This window comes from Streptomyces sp. NPDC101237, from assembly GCF_044767465.1.
Classification (GTDB): domain Bacteria; phylum Actinomycetota; class Actinomycetes; order Streptomycetales; family Streptomycetaceae; genus Streptomyces; species Streptomyces gramineus.
In genome coordinates this window covers 80,772-107,204 of the sequence record NZ_JBIWNY010000010.1, presented here as the reverse complement: position 1 = coordinate 107,204, position 26,433 = coordinate 80,772, and the positions used below count along the sequence as shown (strand labels likewise).

Here is a 26,433-nt window from a genome sequence, read left to right as displayed (position 1 = left end):
CATGCGATTCGTTCACGACACGCTGCCGCAGCGGGTGCGGTTCGCCTCCGGCGCGGCCGCGGAGTCCCTGGCCGCGGAGGTCGCCGCGCTGGGCGCCCGGCGGGTGATGGTCGTCGCGGGCGCGAGCGCGCGGGAGGCCGCCGAACGTGTCACCGCCGGGCTGCCGGTGGTCCACCGGCACGACGACGTCGTCATGCACGTTCCCGCCGAGGTCGCGGCGCGGGCCCGCGCCGCGGCCGCCGAGCGGGACGTCGACGCCCTGGTCAGTGTCGGCGGCGGCTCCGCCACGGGACTGGCCAAGGCGGTCGCCCTGACCACCGGGCTGCCGATCGTCGCCGTCCCCACCACGTACGCGGGCTCGGAGGCCACCGCCGTGTGGGGGCTGACCGAGGACTCCGTGAAGACCACCGGCACGGACCCGAGGGTCCTGCCGCGGGCCGTCGTCTACGACGCCTCGCTCACGCTCTCGCTGCCCGTCGGCCTCAGCGTGGCCTCCGGGCTCAACGCGCTGGCCCACTGCGTGGACTCGATGTGGGCCCCGCGCACGGATCCGATCGACCAGGCCCTCGCGGCCGAGGGCGTGCGGGCGCTGCGGACGGGGCTGCCGCTGGTCGTGAAGGACCCCGGGGCGCTGGACGGCAGGGAACAGACCCTGTACGGGGCCTACCTGGCCGCCGCGGCGTTCGCCTCCGCCGGGTCGGGACTGCACCACAAGGTGTGCCATGTGCTCGGCGGCATGTTCAACCTCCCGCACGCCCAGACGCACGCCGTGGTCCTGCCGCACGTCCTCGCCTTCAACGCGCCCTCCGCCCCGGACGCGGAGCGGCGCCTGGCCGCGGCCTTCGGTTCCCCGACCGCCGTCGAGGGGCTCGTCGGCCTCCGCGACCGCCTCGGCGCGCCGCGCTCGCTCGCCTCCCTCGGGATGCCGCGGGACGGTGTGGCCGCCGCGGCCGAGGCCGTCGTGGCCGCCGCGCCCGCGGACAACCCGCGGCCCGTCACCCTCGACGCGATCACCGCTCTCGTACGGAACGCCTGGGAGGACCGATGAACGACACCCGCACCGACCGCGAGCCGGTAACGGCCGAGCAGCGGGAGCGTGAGGAGCAGGTCACCCGGCAGGTGCTGGCGTCCTTCGACGGCTGCGCCGACCCCAGGCTGCGCGAGATCATGCGGTCCCTCGTCAGCCACCTGCACGCGTTCGTCCGGGACGTCAGGCTCACCGAGGACGAGTGGACGAAGGGCATCGACTTCCTCACCCGCACCGGTCACATCACCGACGACCGACGCCAGGAGTTCATCCTGCTGTCCGACGTGCTCGGCGCCTCCATGCAGACGGTCGCCGTGAACAACGAGGCGTACGGCGACGCCACCGAGGCCACCGTGTTCGGTCCGTTCTTCGTCGAGGACAGCCCCGAGATAGCCCAGGGCGGCGACCTCGCCTTCGGCGCCGCCGGAGAGCCCTGCTGGGTGGAGGGCACCGTCACCGACGACGCGGGCGCACCGGTGGCCGGCGCCCGGATCGAGGTGTGGGAGGCCGACGAGGACGGTTTCTACGACACGCAGTACGGGGACGACCGGACGGCGGCACGGGCGCACCTGTTCAGCGACTCCGAGGGCCGCTACCGGTTCTGGGGGCTGACGCCGACGCCGTATCCCATTCCGCACGACGGTCCGGTGGGAGGGCTGCTGGCGGCGACCGGCCGGTCGCCGATGCGCGCCTCGCACCTGCACTTCATGGTGAGCGCGCCCGCGCGGCGCACGCTGGTCACGCACATCTTCGTCCGCGGTGACGAACTGCTCGACCGGGACTCCGTGTTCGGGGTGAAGGAGTCGCTGGTGAAGGACTTCGTGACCCAGCCGGCCCGAACGCCCACCCCGGACGGGCGGGACCTGGGCGAGCGGTCCTGGTCCCGGGTCCGCTTCGACATCGTGCTGGCGCCCGACGGCACGTGAGCGCGCGGGGCCCTCGTCACGACCGGGCGCGGGTCTCGCGCAGGACGTCGCCGGCGCGCAGGCCGAAGTGCTCCCGGAACCGGTGCGAGAAGTGGGCAGCCGACGCGAAACCGCAGCGTGCCGCCACCTCCGCCACGGTCGTCTCGCCGCCGGCGCCCAGCAGTGTGCGGGCACGTTCGAGGCGGCGCACCAGCAGGTACCGCGGCACGCTGGTGCCGCCCGCGGCGAACACCCGGGACAGATGGCGTTCGCTGATCCCGATGCCGCGGGCGATGCGGGCCGCCGACAGGCCTGGGTCGGCCAGGTGCTCGTCGACGTAGGTCTTCGCCACGGTCAGGTGCACGGTGGACAGGGCCGGGGCGCGGCCGTTGGCGGAGGAGACGAGCAGGTCCAGGACGGTGTCCTCGTCGACGAGGACGGCGTCGGAGGGTTCCGGCCGCAGCGCCTGGGCGACGAGCGCGGCGAGGGTCCGGGTGTGGACGGCGCCGGCGTCGACGACCAGCGGCCGGGGCAGGGCGGGCGGCCCGCCGAGGTCCCGCCACACCTGGTGGGGGATCTTGACCGCGAGCTCCTCCAGACCGTGCGAGAAGCCCCGGACGAAGGGCTGGTCGGCGTCGCAGACGAGCAGCTGGCCGGGGCGCAGCAGCCGTACCCCGTCGTCGCAGTAGAAGAAGGCGTCGCCGGCCAGGGTCAGGTAGCAGGCCACGGCGCCCGAGGGCACCCGGCGGATCTCGGCGTCGGGCCGTTCGACGATGTGGGGGCTGCCGAGGACGCGGGCGAGATGCGCGCGGGACAGCTGGAGGTTGAACTCCGTCGCGTCGAGGGCGGTGTCGTGCAGGGAACGGCAGCGCAGGCCTATCAGCGCCTGCGCGTTGTGCTCCTCCCACAGGGCGATGCGTTCCGCCTCGGGGAGACCGGTCGTGCTGAAGCGCACCGGCGCAGCTGTGCCGCTCGTCATTCCCCCAGCGTAGAGGGCGGGGCCGGTCGTCGGTGAGGACCGTCCACACATTCCCTGATCACCGCCGCGACCTGGTCGGTGGCCGGGGTGGCGCGCCGGGCGTGGCCGGCGAGGACCAGGTCGACGGACTCGGTCCGGGTCAGGGGCACGTAGGCGACGCTGGCGAGGCGCAGGCTCTGCACGGGCGCGGGGACGAGCGCGACGCCGTGTCCCGCGGCCACGAAGACGACCAGGGTGGCCGTCTCGCCGACCTCCATGAGCGAGGCGGGCCGGAATCCGGCGCGCCGGCAGGCGGCCAGGACCCGGCCGTACATGGAGGAACGCGAGGAGTGGACCACGAAGGGCTCGTCGGCGAGGGCTTCGAGCGGGATGCGCGGGCGGCCCGCGAGGGGGTGGTGGGAGGGGAGGACGGCCACCAGGGACTCGGAACGCAGGGGTGTGGTGCGGATGTCCTCGTGGTCGGCGGGGCCGCGCAGGACCGCGAGGTCGTAGGTGCCGGCGAGGAGTCCGTCGATCAGGTCGGGGGTGAGGAGTTCGCCGTGCAGGTCCATGGTGATCCCGGGCAGCCTCGCCCGTACGGTGCGGGCGACCTGTGGCAGCAGGTCGTAGGTGGCGGTCCCGATGAAGCCGGTCGAGACCCGTCCGGTGTGGCCGTCCGCCAGCTCGGTCATGTGCCGGCGGGCGCGCTCCTCCTCCGCGACCAGGATGCGGGCGTGGTCCAGGAGGTGGTGTCCGGCCTCGGTCAGCGCGACGTGCCGGGTGGAGCGGGTGAACAGGACGGTCCCCAGTTCCTTCTCCAGCTGTTTGATCTGCTGGGACAGCGCGGGCTGGGCCACGTGCAGGCGCGCGGCCGCCCGTCCGAAGTGGCACTCCTCGGCCAGCGCGAGGAAGTACCGGATCTGTCGCAGCTCCATGCCCCGATCCTATAAGAGCGGCTTATCAATCCATATGGATTAGGTCTTGGACGCCGTGCAGTCGGCGCTCCTACCGTGACGGTATGACGGACAGCTACCTCTACTCGGCGGTGCGGACGCCCTTCGGCCGCTTCCGGGGCGCCCTCTCCGAGGTCCGGCCCGACGACCTCGCGGCACAGGTCATCAGCGGGGTTCTCGCCAAGACCCCCGCGCTGGATCCAGGACGCATCGACGACGTCGTCTGGGGCAACGCCAACGGCGCCGGCGAGGACAACCGCAACGTCGGCCGGATGGCCGTCCTGCTGGCGGGCCTGCCCACCTCGGTGCCAGCGACCACCGTGAACCGCCTGTGCGGGTCCTCCCTGGACGCCGCGCTCATCGCCTCGCGCCACATCGAGACCGGCGACGCGGACATCGTCCTCACCGGCGGAGTCGAGTCGATGACCCGTGCCCCGTGGGTACTGCCCAAGCCCGGCCGCGGCTTCCCTGCCGGGGACGTCACCGCCGTGTCCACGACCCTCGGCTGGCGGCTGGTCAACGAGCGCATGCCCGCGGAGTGGACGGTCTCCCTGGGCGAGGCCAACGAACAGCTCGTCGACCGCTTCGACGTTTCCCGCGAACGCCAGGACGCCTTCGCCCTCCGCTCGCACCGGCTGGCCGACGACGCCTGGAACGCGGGCTTCTACGACGACCTGACCGTCCCCGTCTCCGACGGCGGGCGCACGGTACTGGAGCGCGACGAGGGCATCCGTCCCGGCTCCACCCTCGAGAAGCTCGCCACCCTCAAGCCCGCCTACCGGCCCGACGGCCGTATCACGGCCGGGAACGCCTCGCCGCTGAACGACGGCGCCTCCGCGGTGCTGCTCGGTTCGGCGGCGGCCGCCGACCGCATCGGCGCGGACCCGCTGGCCCGGGTCGCGGGCCGCGGCGTGGCCGCGGTGGACCCGCAGATGTTCGGCTACGCGCCCGTCGAGGCCGTGAACAGGGCGCTGAAGCGGGCGGGCATCGCCTGGTCCGACGTCGACGCCGTCGAGCTGAACGAGGCGTTCGCCGTGCAGGCGCTGGCCTGCGTGGACGCGTGGGGCGTCGATCCGGAGATCGTCAACGCGAAGGGCGGGGCCATCGCGCTCGGCCACCCCCTCGGTGCGTCCGGCGGCCGGCTGCTGGGCACGCTCAGCCGCCGGCTGCGGGAGTCCGGCGGGCGGTGGGGCGTCGCGGCGATCTGCATCGGCGTCGGGCAGGCGCTCGCCGTGGTCCTGGAGAACGTCGCCGGGAGCAGCCGGTGACCACGCAGCTGTGCGCCGGCACCGACGAGGCGGTCGCCGGTGTCCAGGACGGCGCCACGGTGCTCGTCGGCGGCTTCGGCATGGCGGGCATGCCGGTGGCGCTGATCGACGCGCTGATCCGGCAGGGCGCCACCGGCCTCACGGTCGTCTCCAACAACGCGGGCAACGGCGACACCGGCCTGGCCGCGCTGCTGGCCGCGGGGCGCGTCCGCAAGGTGATCTGCTCCTTCCCCCGTCAGACGGACTCCTGGGTGTTCGACGGGCTGTACCGGGCGGGCCGCGTCGAACTCGAAGTGGTCCCCCAGGGCACGCTCGCGGAACGGCTCAGGGCGGCCGGCGCGGGCATCGGCGCCTTCTACTGCCCCACCGGCGCCGGCACCCTGCTCGCGGAGGGCAAGGAGGTGCGCGAGATCGACGGACGCGTCCACGTGCTCGAATACCCGATCCACGGCGACGTGGCGCTGATCGGCGCCCATCGGGCGGACCGCATGGGCAATCTCGTCTACCGCAAGACCGCGCGGAACTTCGGTCCCGTCATGGCCACCGCGGCCACCACCGTGGTCGCCCAGGTCCGCGAGGTCGTCGAGACCGGCGCGATCGATCCCGAGACCGTCGTCACACCCAGTATCTTCGTCGACCGCGTGGTGCAGGTGGCTGATCACTCATGACCTCGACCTCTCCGACGGCCGGCGGCCAGGGCCCGCTGGACAAGCACGCCATCGCCGCCCTGATCGCCCGGGACATCCCGTACGGATCGTTCGTCAACCTGGGCATCGGCCAGCCGACCCTGGTGGCCGACCACCTCTCCCCCGGTTCGGGTGTGGTTCTGCACACCGAGAACGGCATGCTCAACATGGGTCCCGCGGCCTCCGAGGACCGGATCGACCCGGACCTGACCAACGCGGGCAAGGTGCCCGTCACCGAACTGCCGGGCGCCGCCTATTTCCATCACGCGGACTCCTTCGCGATGATGCGCGGCGGTCACCTGGACATCTGCGTCCTCGGTGCCTTCCAGGTCTCCGCACGGGGCGACCTGGCCAACTGGCACACCGGCGCACCCGACGCCATCCCCGCCGTGGGCGGCGCCATGGACCTGGCCATCGGCGCGAAGCAGGTGTTCGTGATGATGAACCTCTTCGCCCGGGACGGAGCGCCCAAGCTGGTCCCCGAGTGCGGCTATCCGCTGACCGGCCTGGGCTGCGTGGACCGCGTCTACACGGACCTGGCGGTCTTCGACATCACGCCGGAGGGGGTGCGGGTGCGGCAGACCTTCGGCATCGGCGTCCCCGAACTCGCCGACCGCCTCGGCCTCCCGCTGGAGACCGGCGCGTCCCGGTAGGGGCACGGTCGGCCGGGGTGCCGCGCACGCACCTGCCGCTCTTCACGTTGTGTGCATCCCGAGGAGACGGAGGTGGCTGCTTGCCACAAAGCACCACAGTGATGGATGGTTGCCTTAGTGCAATGTTTCCATCGAGACGAAGAGGTGAGGGATTCGCGTAGCGGGTCCTCGATATTTGGCTTCCACGCAAGCGCAGACCCCCGTACCGGCTAGGGACTTCCCGTGGGGCAGTGCACCCTATCCGGTTCTGGTCGCCGACCCGCGGGGCACGCTGGTCCAGCGTAACGACATCGCCGCCGCGCTCCTGCCCGGGGCCGAGCCGGGAGCCCGCCTGGACGACGTGGCTCCGCCGTGGCTGGCCGCGGCCCATCACGCGCTGCTGTTCCCCGGCCCGCGCAGGGAGTCGGACCTCGACGCCCCGCAGCCGCTGACCGGCACGATCGACGGCCGTCACTTCGAGGCCCACCCCAGCGTCCACGACGACGGCACGGTGGCCTGGTGGCTGGTCGACGACACCGACCACCGACTGGCCCGGGAGGCCCTGCGGGTGGAACGGGAGCGGACGGCGTTCCTGGCGAAGGCGTCCAACACCCTGCTCGCCTCCCTCAACCTGGGCCGCTGCATGGACGTGACCGCGCAGATGGCCGCCGAGAGCCTCGCGGACGCGGCACTGGCCATCGCGCCCTCGCGCGGCAAGCAACTGCCGGTGGTCACCTGCCTGCGCGGCGGCAAGCCGACCAAGAGCCAGGAGCGGGTCAACCCGGACGACATCCCGGGCCTCGGGGAGGCCCTGCGCGGGTTCCCGCCGGTCCCCTCCCGGTGGATCGATCCGACCACGGCCCCGCAATGGATGGTCCCGGAGGGGTTCGGCGCGGTCGGCTCGGTCGTGATCACCCCGCTGCCCGGTCACGGCGTCCCCGCCGGTGCGCTGGTCCTGCTGCGCAAGGTGCGGACCGCCGCCTTCACCGAGGAGGAGGAGGTCTTCGTCCGGCTCTTCGCCGCCCGCGCCGGCGCCGCGATGTCGGCCGCCCGCCTGTACGCCGAGCAGACGGCCATCACCGACGTGCTCATGCAGGAGCTGCTGCCGCCGACCCTGCACCGGATCTCCGGCGTCGACTTCGCGGGCCGCTACCGTCCCTCCGCGGACGAGGAGCGGATCGGCGGCGACTTCTACGACGTCCACCCCGCCGCCGTGGACGGCGAGCCGTCCCTGGTGACCCTCGGGGACGTATGCGGCAAAGGTCTGGAGGCCGCGGTCCTCACCGGCAAGATCCGCAACACGCTGCACGCGCTGCTGCCGCTGGCGGACGACCACCAGCGGATGCTGAACCTGCTCAACACGGCACTGCTGAACTCCCAGCACACCCGGTTCGCCACCCTGGTGCTCGCCTCCGTGTCCCGCAAGGAGGACGGCGTGGACCTGAGGGTGACCAGCGGCGGACATCCGGCCCCGCTGATCATCCGCGGGGACGGCACCGTGGAGGAGGCGGACACGCGCGGCACCCTGGTCGGCGCCGTCCCGCACGTCAACGCCCGCACCGCCTCGGTCACGCTCGCGGAGGGCGAGTCCTGCGTGCTCTACACCGACGGGATCACCGAGGCCAAGGGCGGCCCGATGGGCGACGCCCTGTTCGGTGAGGCGCGTCTCAAGCAGGCCCTCGCCGGATGCGCGGGCATGCCGTCGGAGGGCATCGCGGAGCACGTGCAGATGCTGGCCGCGCAGTGGCTGGGCGACCGCCGGCACGACGACATGGCGGTCGTCGTGATCTCCGCGCCCCGCACCCGTCGTCCGAGCGCGGTGAACGGGCACATCCGGGGCACATTGACCGGATGAGCACCAGTACCCCGCCCTGCTCCCCCGGCACCACCGGCCTCGATGCGCTCGCCGGCCGGCTGTGGGACGCCGTCCACGCCGGTGACGAGTACGCCGCCACCGAACTCGTCACCCACGCCCTGGACGAGGGCGTCGACCCGGAGAGCGTGCTGCTGGACGTCGTCGCCGCCGTACAGGGACGCGTCGGCGAGGAGTGGGCCGCCAACCGGATCACCGTCGCCCAGGAGCACGCCGCGACCGCGATCAACGAACGGGCCGTCGGCGCGCTCGCGACCCACCCCGTCGCCCGCACCACGCCCTCCCGCGGCCGGGTCACGGTGGCGTGCGTCGACGGGGAGTGGCACGCGCTGCCCGCCCGGCTCCTGGCGGAGGTGCTGAAGCTGCGGGGCTGGCAGATCGACTACCTCGGCGCCCAGGTGCCCACCCCGCACCTCATCTCCCACCTGCACGCCACCGGCGCCGACGCGGTCGCCCTGTCCAGCTCGATCGCCACCCGCCTGCCGACCGCGCACGCCGCGATCACCGCCTGCCAGGCGGTCGGGGTCCCGGTCCTGGTCGGCGGCGCCGCCTTCGGCCCCGACGGACGCTACGCCCGCCTGCTCGGTGCCGACGCCTGGGCCCCCGACGCCCGCGCCGCTGCCGACCGGCTAGCGCGCGGGCCGCTGCCGCGCCCGCACTTCGACCACCAGCAGGTCGACGACCTGCCGCACCTGGCCGACCAGGAGTACACGATGGTCGCCCGGAGCGCCCCCGCCCTGGTGCGGACCGTCTTCACCGCTCTGGAGGACGCGTTCCCCGCCATGCGCGGCTACGACGAGCCGCAGCGCGAACGCACCGCCGAGGATCTCGCGCACATCGTGGAGTTCCTCGCCACCGCCCTGTATCTCGGCGACGAAGAGCTGTTCCGGTCGTTCCTCACCTGGACGGCCCGGATCCTCGTCGCCCGCGGAGTGCCCGCGCGGTCACTGCCTCCCGCGCTCGCTCTGCTCGCCCATGAGCTGAAGGACTTCCCGCGGGCCGCCCGCATCCTTGAGCGGGGCACCGAAGCCCTCACCACGACCGACCACATCACCGCCGCCGGGAATCCTGCATGACCACGATGCCAATGCCGTCCGACCACCTGCGTCTGGCCACGGTCGACGCCGAGGACCGGGTCCGCATAGAGATCCACGGAGACCTCGACTACGAGAACGCGTACCTGCTCCAGGACGAGGTCGCCGTCCGGCTCACCGGCCGGCCCGGTGTAAGGCACCTGGACATCCACTGCGCGGGACTCGGCACCATCGACTCGACGGGCCTGTCCGTCCTGCTGATGATCCACCGCAGGACCACCGCCGCGGACGTGTGCCTGCGCCTGCAGGACCGGCCCGCGAACCTGGAGCGCCTCCTCGACATCACCGGAACCCTCGAACTCCTCACGGCACCGCCCCCCGCCGGACCGGTGGTCTCCGGCTGACGCCGGGGCCGCTCGCCGACGGCGCCGGTCAGGGCGTCACCGGCACGGGACGTCGGGAACCGTCGTGGCCGCCGGGGAGGGCTGCACGGGTGCGGAGGTGCCGGACTCGTCGTCGCCACCGCGCGCGGTGTGGACCCGGAGCAGGCCCTCGATGCCGCGCAGCAGGGTCTCGCCGGCCAGGACGGGATCGCCGAGATAGCCGGCGCTCATCGCGCCGTCCCGGAGCATGACGAAGTGCCGTCCGGCGCGGTCGGCCTGCGCCGTCGTGATCTCGGCGAACAGACCGGTGATCGTCCGCAGGAACCACGCGCGATGCTCGACGACGGCGCGGTGTACCGGATGCCCGGGATCGGGGAACTCCGCCGCCGCGTTGAGGAAGGCGCATCCGCGGTAGCCGGGCGAGCCGATCTGCTCGACCAGGGAGGCGCCGATGCCGCGCAGGATGCCGTCGGGCGGTACCTCGGAGGCCGTCAGGGAGCCGATCTGCGTGCGGATCGCCTGGTCGACGCTGTCGAGGTAGGCGACGGCGAGGTCCTCCTTGCTGCGGAAGTGGCGGTAGAAGGTGGCGTTGGTGACCTTCGCCTCGGCGACCAGACGGTCGACGCCCACCGTGTGGATGCCCTCCGCGTAGAAGAGCCGTGCGGCGGTCGCGAGGAGCCGTGCCCGTGCCTCGGAGACTCGCTTGCCGGTGCCTGCGCCTGCTGCCGTCGTGGTCATATCGCCCATGGTAGCGGGTAGAACGCTCTCTCTTGTTTCCCTGACCGAGCTGTGCCAGGCTGCGCTCAAGAGAGAACGTTCTCTCTTCTATCCCGTCACTGGAGAACCCCATGGCATCCACCGCCCCCGCCCAGACCGTCGGTGCCGCGCCCGCCCTGCGCCGGCTGTACCTCGCCCGTTTCGTCTTCGCCGCCGTGTGGGCCGCGCTCCTGCTGGCGTCCGGCTCCCACCTCACCGTCGGAACCAAGCTGCTGCTCGTCCTCTACCCGGCCTTCGACGTGGCCGCGGCCGTCGTGGACGCGAGGTCGGCACAGGCCGCCGGTCCGGTGAAGGCCCTGTACGCCAACATGGCCGTCAGCGTGCTCGCCGCCGTCGGCATCGCGGTCGCCGGCACCTCGGGCGCCGCCGACGTGCTGCGGGTCTGGGGTGCCTGGGCGGTCGTATCCGGACTCGTGCAGCTCCTCGTGGGCCTCGCGCGCCGCGCCATGGGCGGCCAGTGGGCCATGATCCTCAGCGGCTCCCTCTCCGTCCTCGCCGGCGCCTCGTTCTTCCGGAGCGCGGCACAGGACGACCCCTCCCTGACCGCCCTGGCCGGCTACGCGACACTCGGCGGGGTCTTCTTCCTCGTCTCGGCGATCCGCCTGTCCCGCGCGGCCTCCAGGGGCTGACCCGAGCCGGCCGTCGAGCGCGGGGCGGGCGCGCGGACGGCCACGGCGGTGCTCGCGCGCCGTCCCGGCCGGTGGCGGCGTGGCGACGACCGGGACCGCCGGCCACGCGCCACCGGGAGAGCAGGCGCTTCGGTCAGTGACTGCCGGTCAGGAACACCGAACGCAGCTTCAGGCGGTCCGAAGCCGGGTTGCCGTGCGGCCGCAGACTCCAGGAGTCACCGGTGCACTCCGGTCCGGTGAACACGACCACCCATTCGTCGGTGTCGTTGTGCGGCGCGAACGCGGGCGCGGAGGAGCCCGGGTCCGCGACCTCGGGCAGCACGAGGCAGCCGGGGCTCCGCGGGTCGTGGACGGTCGCCGCCTGGGCCTTGCCGTCCAGACCCACGAACTGGTACGAGAAGTCACCCGTGGCGGCGCTCGCGGAGGCCGGCAAGGTGACGACGAGGGCGAGCGCGCCGACGACGGCGGCGGCACTACGGAGAAGACGCATGAGAACCCTGTTCCGGTCGAAGGGACGACTCCCGGGAGAGCCCGGGGACTCCTGAGGCGGCCGTGACCGCCACGAGGTCCCTCCCCCGCGCAACGGCGCCCGGATACGGAGGATCACTCGTGCGAGGGCCGGCAAATCGATCCTTCGGACGGCAGACGGGTGAAGCCGCGACCGAACGCCGCCTCGGCGGCCGACCGGGGAAATCACGGATTCCGGTCGGCGCGGTCCGCCGCGGACTCGATACCGGGGGTGAACGCTCCACGGCGGAAGCACGCACGGCACGCGGCCGCCTCGTCCGGTGACCGGATCGGTCCGCCTCCGGACCCGATGAGGCCTGTCGCCGCGTACGCCCCGTCCGTCAGGCTGGGCCGCATGACCCGAGCACTGATCGTCATCGACGTCCAGGAATCCTTCCGCGCCCGCCCGCTGTGGGAGACCATCTCCGATCCGAAGATCGCCGGCCGGGTGGACCGGCTGGTTCGGCTGGCCCGGCGGGCGGGCGACCTGGTGGTGTGGGTGCTGCACGCGGAGCCCGGCAGCGGGGACGTCTTCGATCCCGCCCTCGGCCATGTCCGGCTGATGTCCGAGCTGGAGCGCCGTGAGGACACGGAGCCTCTGATCCACAAGACCTCGCACAACGCGTTCACCACCACCAACCTGCAGCAACTCCTGACCGAGCGCGGCATCCGCGACCTCACCGTCTGCGGGATCCGCACCGAGCAGTGCGTGGAGACCACCACCCGTGTCGCCTCCGACCTCGGCTACCTGGTCACCCTCGTCATCGACGCCACCGCGACCAACCCGATCCCGCACCGCGACGCTCCCGCCGACCTGAGCGTCGCCGACATGCTGTCGGATCCCCGCACCCTGAGCGCCGAGGAGATCATCCGGCGGACCGAGTACGCCCTCGCCGGGCGCTTCGCCACCATCGCCACCGTCGAGCAACTGGAGGCGACGGCCGGATCTCCGGCATGATGACCGGATCGTGAGCCACATCGTCTTCCTCCTGCTGCCGGGACTCCACCTGCTGGACCTGGCTGGTCCGGCCCAGGTCTTCTCCACGGCCGCCGACTTCGGGCAGCCGTACACCCTCGGCTACGTCGCCGAGCGGCCGGAGGTCCCCACCGCCCAGGGCCTGCCGCTGGTGGCCCGGCTCGACTGGCCCGCCCTCGGCCCCGAGGACCTGATCGTGGTGCCCGGGTGGCGGGCACCCACCCTCGCGGGCAGCCCCACCGTCGGCGAGGCCTCCCTGCGGCGCCTGCGGGAGCACCATGCCGCGGGCGGCACCGTCGCCAGTGTCTGCGCCGGAGCCGAGGCGCTCGGCCGGGCCGGTCTGCTCGACGGCCGCCGCTGCACCACCCACCACGACGTCCAGGACGAACTCGCCCGTCGCTACCCGCGGACGACGGTCGTCCGCGACGTCCTGTACACCGCCGACGACCGTGTGGTCACCTCCGCCGGCATCGCCAGCGGCATCGACCTCGCCCTGCACCTGATCGCCACCCGGCACGGCCCCGCCCTCGCGGCGCAGGTGGCCCGGGACATGGTGGTCTACGCACGCCGCAACGGCCACGATCCGCAGGCCAGCGCCATGCTCCGCTACCGGTCCCACCTCGACGACACCGTGCACCACGCGCAGGACCTGCTCGACGCCCGCTTCGACCAGCCGCTGCCGCTGTCCGCCCTGGCCGCGGCGGTGGGGGTGAGCGAGCGGACCCTGACCCGTCTGTTCAGCCGCGCCACCGGCGGTCTGACCCCGCTGCGCTATCAGCAGACCCTCCGGCTCGAACGCGCCGAGCACCTCATCGGCCACGGCGCCACGACCGACGCCGCGGCCCGCGCCGTCGGCTTCGAGGACCCCCGCATGCTGCGCCGCCTGCGAGCGCGCGGGAAGTGACGGGCAGAGGTGCTCGGGCCCGGGACGGCGGCCGGTGGGCCGCGGCGGTCCGGAACCATGTCCGCGGAACAGGCCCCTGAGGGCGGCTGACGGGTGAAGTGGCAACCGGTGAACCGTGGTTCGGCCAGGTTCCGGCTGGTCGAGGGGGACGAGAGGTCTCGCTCGCCGCCCGGAACCTGGTCGCGAAGCACGGCGCGGCCGGTTGCCGCGCGCGGTGGGCGGAGCGTCCCTTGCACCGTGCCGCTGCTGAACCACGTCACTGCGGCCCCGACGACGGCGCCGCAGGAGCGGGCGCGGCCGCGGAGTTCGGCCGCGCCGAGCGCCGTCCGCAGGCGTTGTCAGTGGTGGGCGGCAGGATGCGGGGCATGACATCACCTGCAGCAGAGATCGTCGACGCCGCCGCCTACGCGCGGGCGATCGAGGACGCCGTCGCGGCGGCGGCCGCGTACTACGCGGGCGGCACGTCGTCTTGGGACGACGACGCCTACGACCGGACGGTGCGCGCGATCGCCGCGTACGAGGCCGCGCATCCCGGGCAGGTGCTGCCGCACTCCCCCACCGGAAAGGTGGCCGGCGGCGCGGCGGAGGGCGACGTCCCGCACACGGTGGCGATGCTCAGCCTGGACAACGTGTTCTCCGCGCGGGAGTTCACCGCCTGGACCGAGTCGCTGGCCCGCCGTGTCGGGCACGAGGTGACCCGCTTCCACGTCGGCCCGAAGCTGGACGGCCTCGCGATCGCCGCCCGCTACACCGGCGGCCGCCTCACCCGGCTGGTCACTCGCGGCGACGGGACGGCCGGGGAGGACGTCTCGCACGCGATCGGCACCGTCGAGGGGCTGCCCGAGCGACTGGCCGAGCCGGTCACCGTGGAGGTGCGCGGCGAAGTCCTCATGACCGACGCCCAGTTCGAGTACGCCAACGAGGTGCGCACCCAGCACGGCGGGCTGCCGTTCGCCAACCCGCGCAACGCCGCGGCGGGCACCCTGCGCGCCAGGGACCGCGTCTACACGGTGCCGATGACGTTCTTCGGCTACGGGCTGCTGCCCCTGCCCGGCACCGACCCGCTGCTGGCCGAGCGGCTGACCGGGTCCGCGCACGGCGACCTGATGCGTCTGACCGCCGACCTCGGCGTCCACACCAGCGCCGGTACCGCGGTCCCTGACACCGTGGCCGGGACGGCGGAGGACGTCCTGGCGCGCGTGGCGGAGATCGCCGCGGCCCGTGCCGGACTGCCGTTCGGGATCGACGGCATCGTCGTCAAGGCCGATCTCGCGGCGGACCGGCAGGCAGCCGGATCCGGATCGCGCGCGCCCAGATGGGCGATCGCCTACAAGCTTCCGGCCGTGGAGAAGATCACCCGGCTGCTGGCGGTGGAGTGGAACGTCGGCCGCACCGGGATCATCGCCCCGCGCGGCGTCCTGGAACCGGTGGTCATCGACGGCTCCACCATCACCTACGCCACCTTGCACAACCCGGCCGACATCACCCGTCGCGACCTGCGCCTCGGCGACCAGGTCATGGTCCACCGCGCCGGTGACGTCATTCCCCGTGTCCAGGCCCCCGTCGCCCACCTGCGCACCGGCGAGGAGCGGCCCGTCGAGTTCCCCGAGGTCTGCCCGCGCTGTGGATCGGAGATCGACAGGAGCGAGGAGCGCTGGCGGTGCGCGCAGGGCCGTACCTGCCATCTCGTCGCCTCGCTCTCCTACGCGGCGGGACGCGACCAGCTCGACATCGAGGGCCTCGGCCGCACCCGGGTCGTCCAGCTCGTCGACGCCGGCCTTGTCGCCGACCTGGCCGACCTGTTCACCCTCACCCGTGACCAACTCCTCGGCCTGGAGCGGATGGGCGCCACCAGCACCGACAACCTCCTCGCCGCGATCGAGAGGGCCAAGCGACAGCCGCTGGCGCGGGTGCTGTGCGCCCTCGGTGTGCGCGGCACCGGCCGGTCCATGTCCCGGCGCATCGCGCGCCACTTCGCCACGATGGACCACCTCCGTGCCGCGGACGCCGAAGCGATACGGCAGGTCGACGGCATCGGGACGGAGAAGGCGCCGTCGATCGTCACGGAACTGGCCGGACTGGCCCCGCTCATCGACAAGCTCGCCGCCGCCGGCGTCAACATGACCGAACCGGGCGCCGTCCCGCCGCTCCCGCCGGTCTCCGACGACATGGCCGGCGACGGGACGCCCGCACCCACCACGGCGGCCGGGCCGCTGGCCGGGATGACCGTGGTCGTCACCGGCGCGATGACCGGAGCCCTGGAGAAGCTCTCCCGCAACGAGATGAACGAACTGATCGAGAGGGCGGGCGGGCGCTCCTCCTCCAGCGTCTCCAAGAAGACCACGCTCGTCGTGGCCGGAGAGAACGCCGGGTCCAAGCGGGCCAAGGCCGAGCAGCTCGGCGTCCGGCTCGCCACACCCGACGAGTTCGGCGCTCTGGTCGCGGAGCTCCTGGCCTGAGCCGTCGCGAGCGCTGTCCGCGCCTAGGGGGCGACGAGCCGAACTGCTGTCGGCGTACGGGGTATTGACGCGCAGCTGGTCTAGTCCATACCGTCATCACCCGTCGATGGTTCAACAGAGGAACCATCGTTCAGCTGTGTGAACAGCTGCTGCAGGTTCCGAACGTGTCTCGTCACCCCCACCTCGCGCGCCCCGCGTTCATGACAGGAGCCGTCCTGTGATCAGATCCGCTGCCAGAGCCCTCGTCGCCGTTCCCGCCGTCCTCGCGACGGCCGCCACCGTCCTGGTCGCCGCCGGCGGCTCCGCGAGCGCCGCGGCCAACCCCGGGCCCGGCTTCCCCGCCCACTACGCCGCGCCGTACGTCGAGACGTGGAACTCGCCCTCGGCCATGACCAACGCCCGCAACGCCACCGGCCTGAAGTACTACACGCTGGCCTTCGTCATCGACGGCGGCGGCTGCAACGCCATGTTCAACGGCGACACGCCGGTCACCGACGCCGGCTGGACGTCGGCGATCAACTCCCTGCGCGGCGCGGGCGGCGACGTCATCGCCTCCTTCGGCGGCGCCTCGGGCATCGAGGAGGCGCAGGCCTGTACCACCGTGGCCACGCTCAAGGCCCAGTACAAGAAGGTGATCGACACCCTCAACCTCACCCGGGTCGACTTCGACATCGAGGGCAGCGCGATCGCGGACACGGCCGCCAACGACCGCCGCAACAAGGCCCTCGCGCAGCTCCAGCAGGACTACGCCGCGGCGGGACACAAGCTGGACGTCCAGTACACGCTGCCGTCCATGCCCAACGGCCTCGACGGCAACGGCACGAAGCTGCTCTCGAACGCCAAGAGCAACGGGCTGAACGTCAACCTCGTCAACATCATGACGATGGACTACTACGACGGGACGCGGGACATGGGCAAGGCGGCCACCGACGCCGCCACCGCCCTGCGCTCGCAGCTCGGCAGCATCTGGCCGGAGAAGTCCGACGCCCAGCTGTGGGCGATGGAGGGCAACACCCCGATGATCGGGGTCAACGACGACACCAGCGAGATCTTCACCACCGGCAACGCCACCACGCTCACCGGCTTCGCGAAGTCCAAGGGCATCCAGGAACTCGCCTTCTGGGCGCTCGGCCGCGACAAGGCCTGCGCCACCAACGGCCAGCTCTCGGACACCTGCAGCGGCACCCCGCAGAGCGCCTGGCAGTTCTCCAGCACCTTCAACACCCTGACCGGCGGCACCACCACCCCGCCGCCCACCGGCTCCACGGGGCAGATCACCGGCCTCGGCGGCAAGTGCGTGGACGTGGCCGCCGCGAACAGCGCCAACGGCACCGCCGTTCAGATGTATGACTGCAACGGCACCACCGCCCAGCAGTGGACCGTCGGTTCCGACAACACCCTCCGCAGCCTGGGCAAGTGCATGGACCTCGCGTCCGCCGGCACGGCCAACGGCACGAAGGTCCAGTTGTACGACTGCAACGGCACCGGCGCCCAGGTCTGGCAGCACGGTACCGGCGACACCCTGGTGAACCCCGCGTCCGGCAAGTGCCTCGACGTCACCGACAAGTCGACGGCCAACGGCGCCCGGCTGCAGATCTGGACCTGCGCCGGCGGCACCAACCAGCAGTTCCACCTGCCGGCCTGACCGGCTGCCGGCCTGACCGGCTGACCGGCTGACCGGCTGACCGATCAAGAGGAACACCCGCTGCCGCCCGGCGCGCACTCCACGCGCCGGGCGGCAGCGCGCGCGGTCCGTCCCGCGACCGGCTCAGCCTGCCCGCACTCCGCGACAGCGCGGTCCACGCGCGCCCCCGGCAGCCCTGGTGTTACGCGCGTAAATTCTGCCGCCGATGCCTTGCCGACACCCCCTGGACTGACGACAATTCAGGATTGAACTTGTCAGGAGCACGTCCGAGCCGCCCACCGGCGGGCTCGTGCTGTACCCGCTCGCCCCTCTGACCCGCATCCCCCCACAGGAGGAACGCATGCGGATCAAGAAGCCCAGCACCGCGAGACGCACGGGACCGATCCTCACAGCGTCCGACCCGACGACGGAAGCCGCACCCACGGCCCCCGCCCCGCACACCACCGCCGGCTCCGGCGACTCCCCGCCGGCACCCCACCCTCATTCCGCCGGGCCCCGGCCCGCCGTCGCGAGGGCAGCGCCCGCGACGCAGACGCGTCCGCCCGCCACCGCACCCGCACCCGCACCCGCACCCGCACCCGCACCCGCACCGGGCGCATAGCGCACCTTCCCCCTCCCGCCACCCCGGCCCGTGACCGCCTCACCGGACACGCACGGCACCGGCATGCGCTGACGTCCGATCGGCCGCGCCCCCGCGGCACCCGCACCGCCCCCACCCGGTCCGCCGGGGGCGCCCATCGCGCCCTCGCGGCGGTTCTCCCTGCTCATCCGCTCCCTGACCCCGCTCCGGGGCCGACCAGGGGCTAACGCGGGGTGTCGCCCGAGGGTTGAAATGTCATGCCCACGTCACTCACACACTCCGTTCGTGCGCCACCCGCAGCAGACCGGCATTCCCCCTTCTGGAGGTCCCGTGAGATCGACCAAGTCGCTGTCCCTGCTCGCCGCCCTGGGCGCCGCGGTACTCGTCGGCCTGGGCCTGGCCGCTCCCGCCGAGGCCGCCGGCCCGGTGTACGTCGCGCTCGGCGACTCGTACTCCGCCGGCAACGGCGCGGGCAACTACGACAGCGCGAGCGGAAGCTGCCACCGCAGCCTCAGCTCCTACCCCTACCTCTGGAAGAACGCGCACGCCCCGTCGTCCTTCGCGGACACGGCCTGCTCCGGCGCGCTCACCACCGACGTGACCAACTCCCAGCTGGGCCCGCTCAACTCCGCCACCACCCTGGTCTCCGTCACCATCGGCGGCAACGACGCGGGCTTCGCCGACGTCATGACGGCCTGCGCCACGGACTCGGACTCCGACTGCGTCAACCGCGTCAACCAGGCCGAGACCTACGCGCGCAACACCCTGCCCGCCCGTCTCGACGCCACCTACGCCGCGATCCGTGCCAAGGCACCCAACGCCAAGGTGGTCGTGCTGGGTTACCCGCACCTGTACACCCTCAACGTCTTCTGCGTCGGACTCAGCGACACCAAGCACCGCAAGATCGACGAGGCCTCGGACGTCCTGGACAGCGTCATCCAGGGCCGGGCCGCCGCCCACGGCTTCGTCTTCGGCGACGTCCGCACCACGTTCAACGGGCACGAGCTGTGCTCCGGCGACGACTGGCTGCACTCCATCGTCATCTCGCCGAGCTGGGAGTCGTACCACCCCACCGCCACCGGCCACGCCTCCGGCTTCTACCCCGTCCTGAACGCCAACAGCTGACCGGCGCACCGCGCGCGGGCGTCCGGGTCACCCGGGCACCCGCGCGCGGACCGTCTGCCTGTCCGGCGGACAGGCCACGGCTCGGCCGGTCGCCGCGCCGATCCGGCCCGGCGAACGCGCCGAACTGAGGCAGAATTGACCCTGGACGCCCGCCGTGGCGGGCCGGGGCGAGGGGGCCGCGACGTGGCGCACTGGCAAGGAACCGACTTCACCGTGGACGGCCGCGAGCCGGTGAGCGCCGAGGACCACTACCGGATCGGCCTGCACTGCTGGAACAGCGCACCACACCGCGCCGCGGCCCCCTACTTCCTGGAGACCGCGGCCGGCGCCGGTCACGAGGCCGCCGTCGAACTCCTCGGGCACATCGCCTACTCGCAGGGGCACTACGCGATCGCGGTGCCGTTGCTGCGGCGGAGCACCGGTTCGCCGCGTGCCGCCTACTACCTCGCCACGCTGTACCAACAGGGCTGTCCCGAGGCCGGGCTTGCGCAGTCGTTCGACGAGGCGGCCCACCACTACCGGGCCGCGGCCGGACTGGGCGAACCCGAGGCGATGCTGGCCCTGGGCGAGCTGTATCTGGAGCGCCTGCTGCCGCTGACGCGGACGCCCGCGGAGCACGCGCTGGAGTACTTCCTGGCGGCGGCCGAGTGCGGCCATCCCTATGCCCAGTACCGTGCCGCGGAGATCTACCGGACCCTCTACCAGGACATCGAGCGGGCCGCCGTCCTGTACCGGGCGTGCATCGACAACCCCATGACCGGCCGGCACGCGCTGGGCTCGATGATGGCCCTGCAGAGCCAGGCGCACCTGCGGGAGGAGGCCGCGACGCGGGCCGCCCGCGCGGCGCGGCAGCGACGCGAGGCCGTCAACCCGATGGAAGGACGCGGCGACTTCATCTGAGACGGCGGACCCGGGACCCCGGCACGGCGCGACGAGAGGTCAGGCGCACGCCAGCGTCCACAGGAAGGCGGAGAGCGACCGCACCAGGTCCCGCGTCTCCTCGATCTGGACCCGCAGGGCGTCCGGAACATGGGCCGCCTCCCAGGCGGCCGGGTCCCGGGGCCGGCGCGGCTCTGCCGCCCACAGGAACCGTGTCTCCTCGGAGCCCGACCGCAGTCCGGCGCAGGCGCGTGCCGTGGCCGCCAGGACCTGGGCCGCCGGTGCCGGTGCCCCTCCGTCGCCCACCGGCAGCGCGGCGGCGGCCTCGGACAGGACGTCGGCGAGGCCGGCCAGGTGCGTCGCCCGGGCCGGCCAGTCCGGGAGGCGGTCCTCGGGCGCGCCGGTCCCGTCGGCCGGTTCCCGGTCCAGGGACAGGCGTCCGTACAGGGACCGCTCCCCGGCGCCGGGCCGCCAGGCACCTCGCTCCCGCAGGTCGTCCGCCCGTCGCATCGCCTGCCGGGCCGACGCGATCACCGCGGGCCAGTCGCCCGCCTCCCAGTCGGGTGACGCCAGGAGTTCCCTGACCCGGTAACCGACGGTCGCGGCGGGCCGCGCGTCGGCGAAGACCGCGCGCGGGCGGTCGGGAGTGAGGTGGGCGAGCAGTACCTGCCTGGCTGCGGCCACCGCGTCGGCGCCGCCGACCCCGATCCCGCCGTCACGGGCCCCGTCGGGCGTCGCGGCCGCCGCCGCGGGGGCGGACGCGGGGTCGCAGTAGGGCAGGACGTCGGCCAGGAGGACCTCGTCGACCAGGATCCCGGCCTCGTGGGCGGCCCGCCAGAGCAGCAGCCCGAGGGTGTGCGGGCCGCTGCCCCACGGCCACTTCACCCGTGCGTCCGCGGCGGAGGCACCGGATCGCCGAGCCGCCGGGCCGAGAAGAGGATCCTGCTCCCGGTGCCAGGCGGTCATCAGGCCGCCCTGACGCCGCGCCCGCTCCCAGGCACCGCACCCGTAGGCGGCCCGGTGCCGCGCCTCCCAGCGGTCCTCGTCGGACTCCGCGTCCGGCTTCACGTCTGCGTCCACGGCCCGAACCGTAGCGGAGTCCACCCGGCCGCCGGCGTCCTCCCGGTTCGGTGACTCGACCACGCCCTACCCGCGTCGGCGGCCCTTGGGCCTGCGGGGGTACGGGAAGAGCCGTGGGCGGCGCTTCGCGGCCACGTCCTCGATCCAGCCGAAGAGGAGGACGGCGAGGCAGATGAGCGGCACGGCGATCACGAGCGGGGTCCACTGGCTGGCCAGCAGCCATTGCAGGTGGTCGTAGAAGAAGCCGTTGCTCCACAGCGGGTCGATCAGCGGCTCGGTCAGCACCAGCGCCAAGGAGTGCCACAGGTAGACGGTGACCGCGCGGGAGTTGAGCAGGCTGATCACGCCGTTGAACCGCTCCAGGGGTCTGGGCCAGGTCTCCCAGGAGGGGCTCAGGTGGAGCAGCAGCAGGACCGCGCCGAGCGACCAGATCGCCTGCGCGACCGGCACCGCCTCCAGGTCGTGCCCGAGCCGCGGGTTGTCGACCGGCGACCGCAGCAGCCACCAGTAGCCGAACACCATCATCAGCGGCGCGAGGGACGGCACGACGTACTGGGGGATCCTGCGGAGCAGCCCCTCCTGGTGGGCCATGCCGAGCAGCCAGCAGGCACCGAAGGTGGTGAAGTCGGTGACGGCCTCCATCAGCCGGCCGGACTGGTCGACCAGGCCGGAGTTGACGAGGAAGGCGAGCGCTACGGGCACCAGCAGGGTGACCCACGGCAGTCTCCGCATCGCCTTGAGCATGAGCGGCGACAGCAGCACGTACCAGAGGTAGGCGCGCAGGTACCACAGCGGTACGCATATCTGCTCGGCCCAGGAACTCGGCAGGTGTCCGCCGAAGGTGTGCAGCGTGGCGCCGAACGGCGGCTCGCTCAGCGGCAGGACCCAGTAGGCCAGGTCGGCCCACCACCAGGTGGGGTGGTGGACGTCGGGCCGCCAGCCCTCCAGGAGCATCAGCGGCACCACCACGGCTCCGAAGAGCCACATGGGCGGGAGCAGACGGCGCAGCCGGCCGCGGATCACGCTGAGCGCCGGCCGGTGGAGCGAGCGCACCATGAGCGACCCGGCGAGCGCGAACATCACGCCCATGGAGGGGAAGACGATCGGCAGCCAGTTCCAGCTGAAGTTGTGGTAGACGACCACGCGGACCAGGGCGAGCGCCCGCAGCAGGTCGAGGTAGCGGTCCCGGCCGGGTCGGCGCGCGGGCGCCGTCGCGGTCTCCTCGGCCGGGAGGGAGGGCCGCGGGACCGGCGTGGCGGCGGGGTCGATCACCCGCAGGGCGACGGTGGATGCGTCCTGGGTGCCGAGGGCTCCCGGTTCCGCGGTACTCATGAAGAAGTCGCCCCCGTCGTGACGTCGAGCCCTACCTCGCCGGTGCGCCGCAGCTTCTGCCAGCGCAGCCGGCCCCCGGTCAGCGCGGTGATGAAGGACTGCATCAGCACCATGTACATGAGCACCCGGTAGACCACCTGCTGGGCGGGGAGCGTGATCAGGTGCCACGCCTTCTCCTTGTCCAGGCGGAAGGACCACCAGGCGCAGACCGCCTGCAGCGCCATCACCGCGAACCACGCGGCGAGCGTCCGGTAGGCGTCGACGAAGACCACGCCGTAGACCATGCCGATGTCGATGGCGGGCGCGAGCATCGGCGTGACGACCATGAACAGGGCGACGAACGGCAGGCCCACGCGGCCGAAGTGGCCGGCCGGGCCGCGCTCCAGCACCGCGTGCCGGTGCTTCCACATCGCCTGCATGGTGCCGTAGCTCCAGCGGTACCGCTGCGACCACAGCTGCTTCATGCTGACGGGTGCCTCGGTCCAGGCGCGGGCGTCCTCGGCATAAACGATTTTCCAGCCGGACCGGTGCAGCGCCATGGTCACGTCCGTGTCCTCGGCGAGCGTGTCGTCGCTCATGCCGCCGGCCTGCTGGAGCGCGGTGCGGCGGAAGGCGCCGACGGCACCGGGGATGGTCGGCATGCAGCCGAGCACGTCGTACATGCGGCGGTCGAGGTTGAAGCCCATCACGTACTCGATGTGCTGCCAGGCACCGATCAGCGTGTCGCGGTTGCCGACCTTGGCGTTCCCGGCGACCGCGCCGACGCGCGGGTTGCCGAAGGGCTGCACCAGTTCGCGGACGGTGGCGGCTTCGAAGACCGTGTCGCCGTCCATCATGACGATCAGGTCGTAGGAGGCCGCGGCCACACCGGTGTTGAGGGCGGCGGGCTTTCCGCTGTTCTGCTGCCGGATCAGCCGGACCATCGGCAGGTCAAGTTCCTCCACGATGGCCGCCGTGTCGTCGGTCGACCCGTCGTCGACCACGATCACCTCGACGGGATGGTCGCTTCTGGCCAGCGACAGCAGGGTGTTGGTGATGCACTCCTGTTCGTTGTACGCGGGCACCACCACCGTGACCGGTCCGGTGACCGGGTCGCCCCAGGAGAAGCCCGGTCTGCGGATGCGCCGCACATGGACGGCCGAGAGCACCAGCATCAGCGCGAACCGCGCCATGACGAGGACGCCGACGACCGCGAGCAGCCCGACCAGCCACGGCAGCAGCCGTACGGAGAAGGTGGTGCACCACAGGAACGCCTTGCCGACCCACAGGTTGTAGCCGGTGACCGCGGTGTTGGCGGAACCGGTGCCGAGCGCCTCGCCGATCGTCTTGAAGGCGTAGCCCTGCGCCTTGAGTTTGGCGATGATGACCGGCAGCGCGGCCAGTGTCTGCGCCCGGTTCCCGCCCGCGTCGTGGAGCAGGATCATCTCGCCCTGGCCGGGCAGGTCGGGCATCGCGGACTTGACGATGGAGTCGACGCCGGGCCGCTTCCAGTCGTCGGTGTCCTTGTCGATGAAGGCGGTCAGGTAGCCCTCGGAGCCCGCCTGCCGGGTCACCGGCCAGGACCAGTCGTCCAGGGCGTCCACGGTGGAGGAGTAGGGCGGCCGGAACAGGCTGGAGTGGATGCCGGCGACGCCGGCCAGCGCGAGCTGCGTCTCGCCCAGTTCCCAGGTGAGCCTGGTGCCGGAGTGCAGCGCCAGGTCGGGGTGGGTGAAGGTGTGCAGTCCGATCTCGTGGCCGTCGGAGACGATCCGGCGGATCAGCTCCGGGTTGCGGGTGACCATCGAGCCGGTGACGAAGAAGTCGGCGCGGACGTCCTCCTTCCTGAGCACCTGGAGGATCTTGGGGGTCCATTGGGCGGACGGCCCGTCGTCGAAGGAGAGGACGACGGTCTTGTCCGGGACGGTGTAGTTGACCGGTCTGCCGTTCTTGTCGCCGCGTGCGTCGACGACCGGCCCTCCTTCCAGCACCCGGGTGGGGACGGTGCCCTTGTCCACCGAGACGGCTATGCGCTCGTCGTGGAAGACCTCGTTGTTCGCCATGCCGCGCAGCACCATCAGCGCCAGCAGGGTCGCCAGCACGGTCACCGGCAGGAAGAAACGCAAGGGAGGGGCGGCCAGTCTGCGCGGCCGCGCGATGGACTGCCGGGAACGTTGACGGCGGGAGCGGGACATGGACTTCCTGGTCGGTCGCGTCGGGCTACTGCGCGGTGGCGGGGGCGGAGCCTGGGTCCGCCGTACCGGCCGTCGCCGTCGCCGCGTCCGACGCGGTGGCGTCGGGCGTGGTCACGGCGGCGGTGTCCGGTGCGGGCCCGGCGGTACCGGGAGCCGCGGGCAGCGGCGCGTTCAGGTACCGGCCGGGCGGTGTGGTGTCCGCGGTGCCCGGGACGGTGAGCGCGGGCGCCTGCGACTGGGTTCCGGCCAGGCCCGAGATCATCGCGACCACGAAGCCGGCGCAGACGAGGCCCAGCACCCAGCCGAGGCCGCGCAGACGGCGGCCGCGCAGACCGGTCTGGTCCACAAAGACGGGAGCCGACTCGACCTCCGTGGAGGCACTGGTCATCGACAGCCTCAGGCTTCCTAGTCGTGGTACAACTGCCGGCCCGGAGCTGCCGAGAACGGTACATAGTACGGAAAAGCGTTCAACTCACCGAAAGGGGAGGCCATCTCGGGCCTCCCGATCTTGCGGCAAGATTAGTATGGAGATTCAGTGAATGTCACGCGGGTCTCGTAGAGTCCCTGCTAGTCACCTTGACTCCCGCTCGATCGGACACCTCCCGCATGGCCACAGCCCGCCCCCGCAGCCGCCTCACGGCCGCCGCGCTCCTCATGGCCGTCGTCTGCCTGCTGGCGAACGCCTGCGGCGGCGCGGGCGGCGAGGACGGCACCGAGCAGGGCCGGGCCACCGCCGCGCCCGCGCACTTCCGGGTCTCGTCCATGCTCAGGCCGTCCGGCCGCGCGCTGGGTGTCGTCGACGACAAGACGCCCTGGCAGTACGGCATCGTCACCGCCTTCACCCGGGAGACGGGACGAGCCCCCGACATCCGCGAGTACTACAGCTCCTGGAGCGACGACTTCGACCCGGAGGGCAACGCCTTCCTGTGGAAGCACGGGCGGCTGCCCATGATGGCGCTGGTGCCCTCCGACACCTCGCTCGCCGACATCGCGAAGGGCGCGGACGACGCGTACGTCCACCGGCTCGCGGACCAGATCGCCGCCTACGACGGCCCCTTGGCCCTCTCCTTCGCCGGCGAGATGAACGGCCCCTGGAACTCCTGGGGTCCCGGGCACACCAGTCCCGCCGACTTCGTCGCGGCATGGAAGCACGTGCACGACCTGTTCACCGCGCAGGGCGTCACCAACGTGATCTGGGTGTGGACCCCGCACGTCGTCGACACCGGCGCCACCGCACCCCTGCGCCCCTACTACCCAGGCGACGCCTACGTCGACTGGGTGGGCCTCATCGGCTACTACGGGCCGATCGACGGCGCCGCCTTCGCCACCCTGTTCACCCCCACCCTGCGCCAGGTCTCGCGCTTCTCCGGCAAACCGGTGCTGATCGCGGAGACCGGCGTGGCGCAGAGCAAGGACAAAGAGGCGCACATCCGGGACCTGTTCCAGGGGGCGGCGAAGGCCGGCGTCATCGGACTCGTCTGGTACGACCAGCGCAAGGACTGGCCGGGCAGCGACCAGTTGATGGACTGGCGGATCGGCACCTCGACCGGAGCCCTGGCCGCGTTCCAGGTGGAATCGGCCCGCAACGGCTTCGGGCACTCCTTCCGGAACGGCTGATCCGGAGCGGGCAGGACGAACCGGGAACGCACC

Annotated in this window: 24 protein-coding genes; 16 read left to right on the top strand and 8 right to left on the bottom strand. The window is 72.5% G+C overall.

The genetic code is table 11. The features are described from left to right. The first annotated feature begins 1 nt into the window (after position 1). Together ACIRQ9_RS17650 and ACIRQ9_RS17645 are read left to right on the top strand one after the other, a co-directional pair. Entirely contained in the window at positions 2-1,048 is a 1,047-nt protein-coding gene (locus ACIRQ9_RS17650; RefSeq protein WP_404173490.1) for a maleylacetate reductase, read from the top strand. Then, positions 1,045-1,953, top strand: coding sequence for a dioxygenase (locus ACIRQ9_RS17645; RefSeq protein WP_404173487.1), 909 nt, complete (start codon positions 1,045-1,047; stop codon positions 1,951-1,953). The genes ACIRQ9_RS17650 and ACIRQ9_RS17645 overlap by 4 nt, the downstream gene beginning before the upstream one ends. A gap of 16 nt (positions 1,954-1,969) precedes the next feature. On the opposite strand, the gene ACIRQ9_RS17640 is transcribed toward ACIRQ9_RS17645, so the two are convergent. Both ACIRQ9_RS17640 and ACIRQ9_RS17635 read right to left on the bottom strand, forming a co-directional pair. Further along, complete coding sequence (locus ACIRQ9_RS17640; RefSeq protein WP_404173484.1) at positions 1,970-2,911, bottom strand: AraC family transcriptional regulator; 942 nt, start codon at positions 2,909-2,911, stop codon at positions 1,970-1,972. Further along, positions 2,908-3,825, bottom strand: coding sequence for a LysR substrate-binding domain-containing protein (locus tag ACIRQ9_RS17635; protein WP_404173481.1), 918 nt, complete (start codon positions 3,823-3,825; stop codon positions 2,908-2,910). Before ACIRQ9_RS17635 ends, ACIRQ9_RS17640 begins: the two co-directional genes overlap by 4 nt. An 83-nt stretch (positions 3,826-3,908) precedes the next feature. Here ACIRQ9_RS17635 and ACIRQ9_RS17630 point away from each other — a divergent pair, with 83 nt between their 5' ends. The 6 genes from ACIRQ9_RS17630 (at position 3,909) to ACIRQ9_RS17605 (ending at position 9,740) form a co-directional block, all read left to right on the top strand. Next, positions 3,909-5,111: a thiolase family protein gene (locus tag ACIRQ9_RS17630; protein WP_404173478.1), complete on the top strand. Its 1,203-nt coding sequence runs from the start codon at positions 3,909-3,911 to the stop codon at positions 5,109-5,111. After that, the gene (locus ACIRQ9_RS17625) at positions 5,108-5,779 is read left to right on the top strand and encodes a 3-oxoacid CoA-transferase subunit A (RefSeq protein WP_404173475.1); all 672 of its coding nucleotides are present in this window, start codon (positions 5,108-5,110) and stop codon (positions 5,777-5,779) included. The genes ACIRQ9_RS17630 and ACIRQ9_RS17625 overlap by 4 nt, the downstream gene beginning before the upstream one ends. Beyond that, complete coding sequence (locus ACIRQ9_RS17620) at positions 5,776-6,450, top strand: 3-oxoacid CoA-transferase subunit B (protein ID WP_404173472.1); 675 nt, start codon at positions 5,776-5,778, stop codon at positions 6,448-6,450. The genes ACIRQ9_RS17625 and ACIRQ9_RS17620 overlap by 4 nt, the downstream gene beginning before the upstream one ends. Before the next feature lie 175 nt (positions 6,451-6,625). Then, the gene (locus ACIRQ9_RS17615; RefSeq protein ID WP_404173469.1) at positions 6,626-8,284 is read left to right on the top strand and encodes a PP2C family protein-serine/threonine phosphatase; all 1,659 of its coding nucleotides are present in this window, start codon (positions 6,626-6,628) and stop codon (positions 8,282-8,284) included. Then, positions 8,281-9,378, top strand: a complete 1,098-nt coding sequence (locus ACIRQ9_RS17610; protein WP_404173466.1) for a B12-binding domain-containing protein — start codon at positions 8,281-8,283, stop codon at positions 9,376-9,378. The genes ACIRQ9_RS17615 and ACIRQ9_RS17610 overlap by 4 nt, the downstream gene beginning before the upstream one ends. Then, complete coding sequence (locus tag ACIRQ9_RS17605) at positions 9,375-9,740, top strand: STAS domain-containing protein (RefSeq protein ID WP_404173463.1); 366 nt, start codon at positions 9,375-9,377, stop codon at positions 9,738-9,740. Before ACIRQ9_RS17610 ends, ACIRQ9_RS17605 begins: the two co-directional genes overlap by 4 nt. A gap of 36 nt (positions 9,741-9,776) precedes the next feature. On the opposite strand, the gene ACIRQ9_RS17600 is transcribed toward ACIRQ9_RS17605, so the two are convergent. After that, on the bottom strand, positions 9,777-10,466 hold the full coding sequence (locus ACIRQ9_RS17600; protein WP_404173460.1) for a TetR/AcrR family transcriptional regulator: 690 nt from the start codon (positions 10,464-10,466) through the stop codon (positions 9,777-9,779). 101 nt (positions 10,467-10,567) lie between these two features. Here ACIRQ9_RS17600 and ACIRQ9_RS17595 point away from each other — a divergent pair, with 101 nt between their 5' ends. Beyond that, on the top strand, positions 10,568-11,125 hold the full coding sequence (locus ACIRQ9_RS17595) for a hypothetical protein (RefSeq protein WP_404173458.1): 558 nt from the start codon (positions 10,568-10,570) through the stop codon (positions 11,123-11,125). A 133-nt stretch (positions 11,126-11,258) separates the two neighbouring features. Here ACIRQ9_RS17595 and ACIRQ9_RS17590 read toward each other — a convergent pair whose 3' ends face one another. Next, positions 11,259-11,615, bottom strand: a complete 357-nt coding sequence (locus tag ACIRQ9_RS17590) for a hypothetical protein (RefSeq protein ID WP_404173456.1) — start codon at positions 11,613-11,615, stop codon at positions 11,259-11,261. Between the two features lie 372 nt (positions 11,616-11,987). On the opposite strand from ACIRQ9_RS17590, the gene ACIRQ9_RS17585 reads away from it, so the two are divergent. From ACIRQ9_RS17585 to ACIRQ9_RS17560, 6 genes are all read left to right on the top strand, one after another. Further along, the gene (locus tag ACIRQ9_RS17585; RefSeq protein WP_404173453.1) at positions 11,988-12,590 is read left to right on the top strand and encodes an isochorismatase family protein; all 603 of its coding nucleotides are present in this window, start codon (positions 11,988-11,990) and stop codon (positions 12,588-12,590) included. 10 nt (positions 12,591-12,600) lie between these two features. Next, positions 12,601-13,512 (top strand): GlxA family transcriptional regulator, encoded by a 912-nt coding sequence (locus tag ACIRQ9_RS17580; protein ID WP_404173450.1) that lies wholly within the window; start codon positions 12,601-12,603, stop codon positions 13,510-13,512. Between the two features lie 365 nt (positions 13,513-13,877). After that, positions 13,878-15,971, top strand: a complete 2,094-nt coding sequence (gene ligA / locus ACIRQ9_RS17575) for an NAD-dependent DNA ligase LigA (protein WP_404173447.1) — start codon at positions 13,878-13,880, stop codon at positions 15,969-15,971. A 217-nt stretch (positions 15,972-16,188) separates the two neighbouring features. Beyond that, on the top strand, positions 16,189-17,616 hold the full coding sequence (locus ACIRQ9_RS17570; protein WP_404173444.1) for a ricin-type beta-trefoil lectin domain protein: 1,428 nt from the start codon (positions 16,189-16,191) through the stop codon (positions 17,614-17,616). A 910-nt stretch (positions 17,617-18,526) separates the two neighbouring features. Continuing rightward, a complete protein-coding gene (locus ACIRQ9_RS17565; protein ID WP_404173441.1) occupies positions 18,527-19,321 on the top strand; it encodes an SGNH/GDSL hydrolase family protein in 795 nt (264 codons plus the stop codon). 183 nt (positions 19,322-19,504) lie between these two features. Next, positions 19,505-20,221, top strand: a complete 717-nt coding sequence (locus ACIRQ9_RS17560; RefSeq protein ID WP_404173438.1) for a tetratricopeptide repeat protein — start codon at positions 19,505-19,507, stop codon at positions 20,219-20,221. A 39-nt stretch (positions 20,222-20,260) separates the two neighbouring features. Here the strand turns inward: ACIRQ9_RS17560 and ACIRQ9_RS17555 are convergent, their stop codons facing one another. The 4 genes from ACIRQ9_RS17555 to ACIRQ9_RS17540 all read right to left on the bottom strand — a co-directional run bounded on the left by ACIRQ9_RS17555 (position 20,261) and on the right by ACIRQ9_RS17540 (position 25,171). Further along, complete coding sequence (locus tag ACIRQ9_RS17555) at positions 20,261-21,280, bottom strand: hypothetical protein (protein WP_404173436.1); 1,020 nt, start codon at positions 21,278-21,280, stop codon at positions 20,261-20,263. A 66-nt stretch (positions 21,281-21,346) separates the two neighbouring features. Further along, positions 21,347-22,612, bottom strand: a complete 1,266-nt coding sequence (locus ACIRQ9_RS17550) for an acyltransferase (RefSeq protein ID WP_404173433.1) — start codon at positions 22,610-22,612, stop codon at positions 21,347-21,349. Beyond that, complete coding sequence (locus ACIRQ9_RS17545; protein WP_404173430.1) at positions 22,609-24,783, bottom strand: glycosyltransferase; 2,175 nt, start codon at positions 24,781-24,783, stop codon at positions 22,609-22,611. Before ACIRQ9_RS17545 ends, ACIRQ9_RS17550 begins: the two co-directional genes overlap by 4 nt. Positions 24,784-24,808: 25 nt before the next feature. Further along, the gene (locus ACIRQ9_RS17540) at positions 24,809-25,171 is read right to left on the bottom strand and encodes a hypothetical protein (RefSeq protein WP_404173427.1); all 363 of its coding nucleotides are present in this window, start codon (positions 25,169-25,171) and stop codon (positions 24,809-24,811) included. A gap of 218 nt (positions 25,172-25,389) precedes the next feature. Here ACIRQ9_RS17540 and ACIRQ9_RS17535 point away from each other — a divergent pair, with 218 nt between their 5' ends. Further along, on the top strand, positions 25,390-26,400 hold the full coding sequence (locus ACIRQ9_RS17535; RefSeq protein ID WP_404173424.1) for a glycoside hydrolase family 26 protein: 1,011 nt from the start codon (positions 25,390-25,392) through the stop codon (positions 26,398-26,400). The last annotated feature ends 33 nt before the right edge of the window (positions 26,401-26,433 follow it).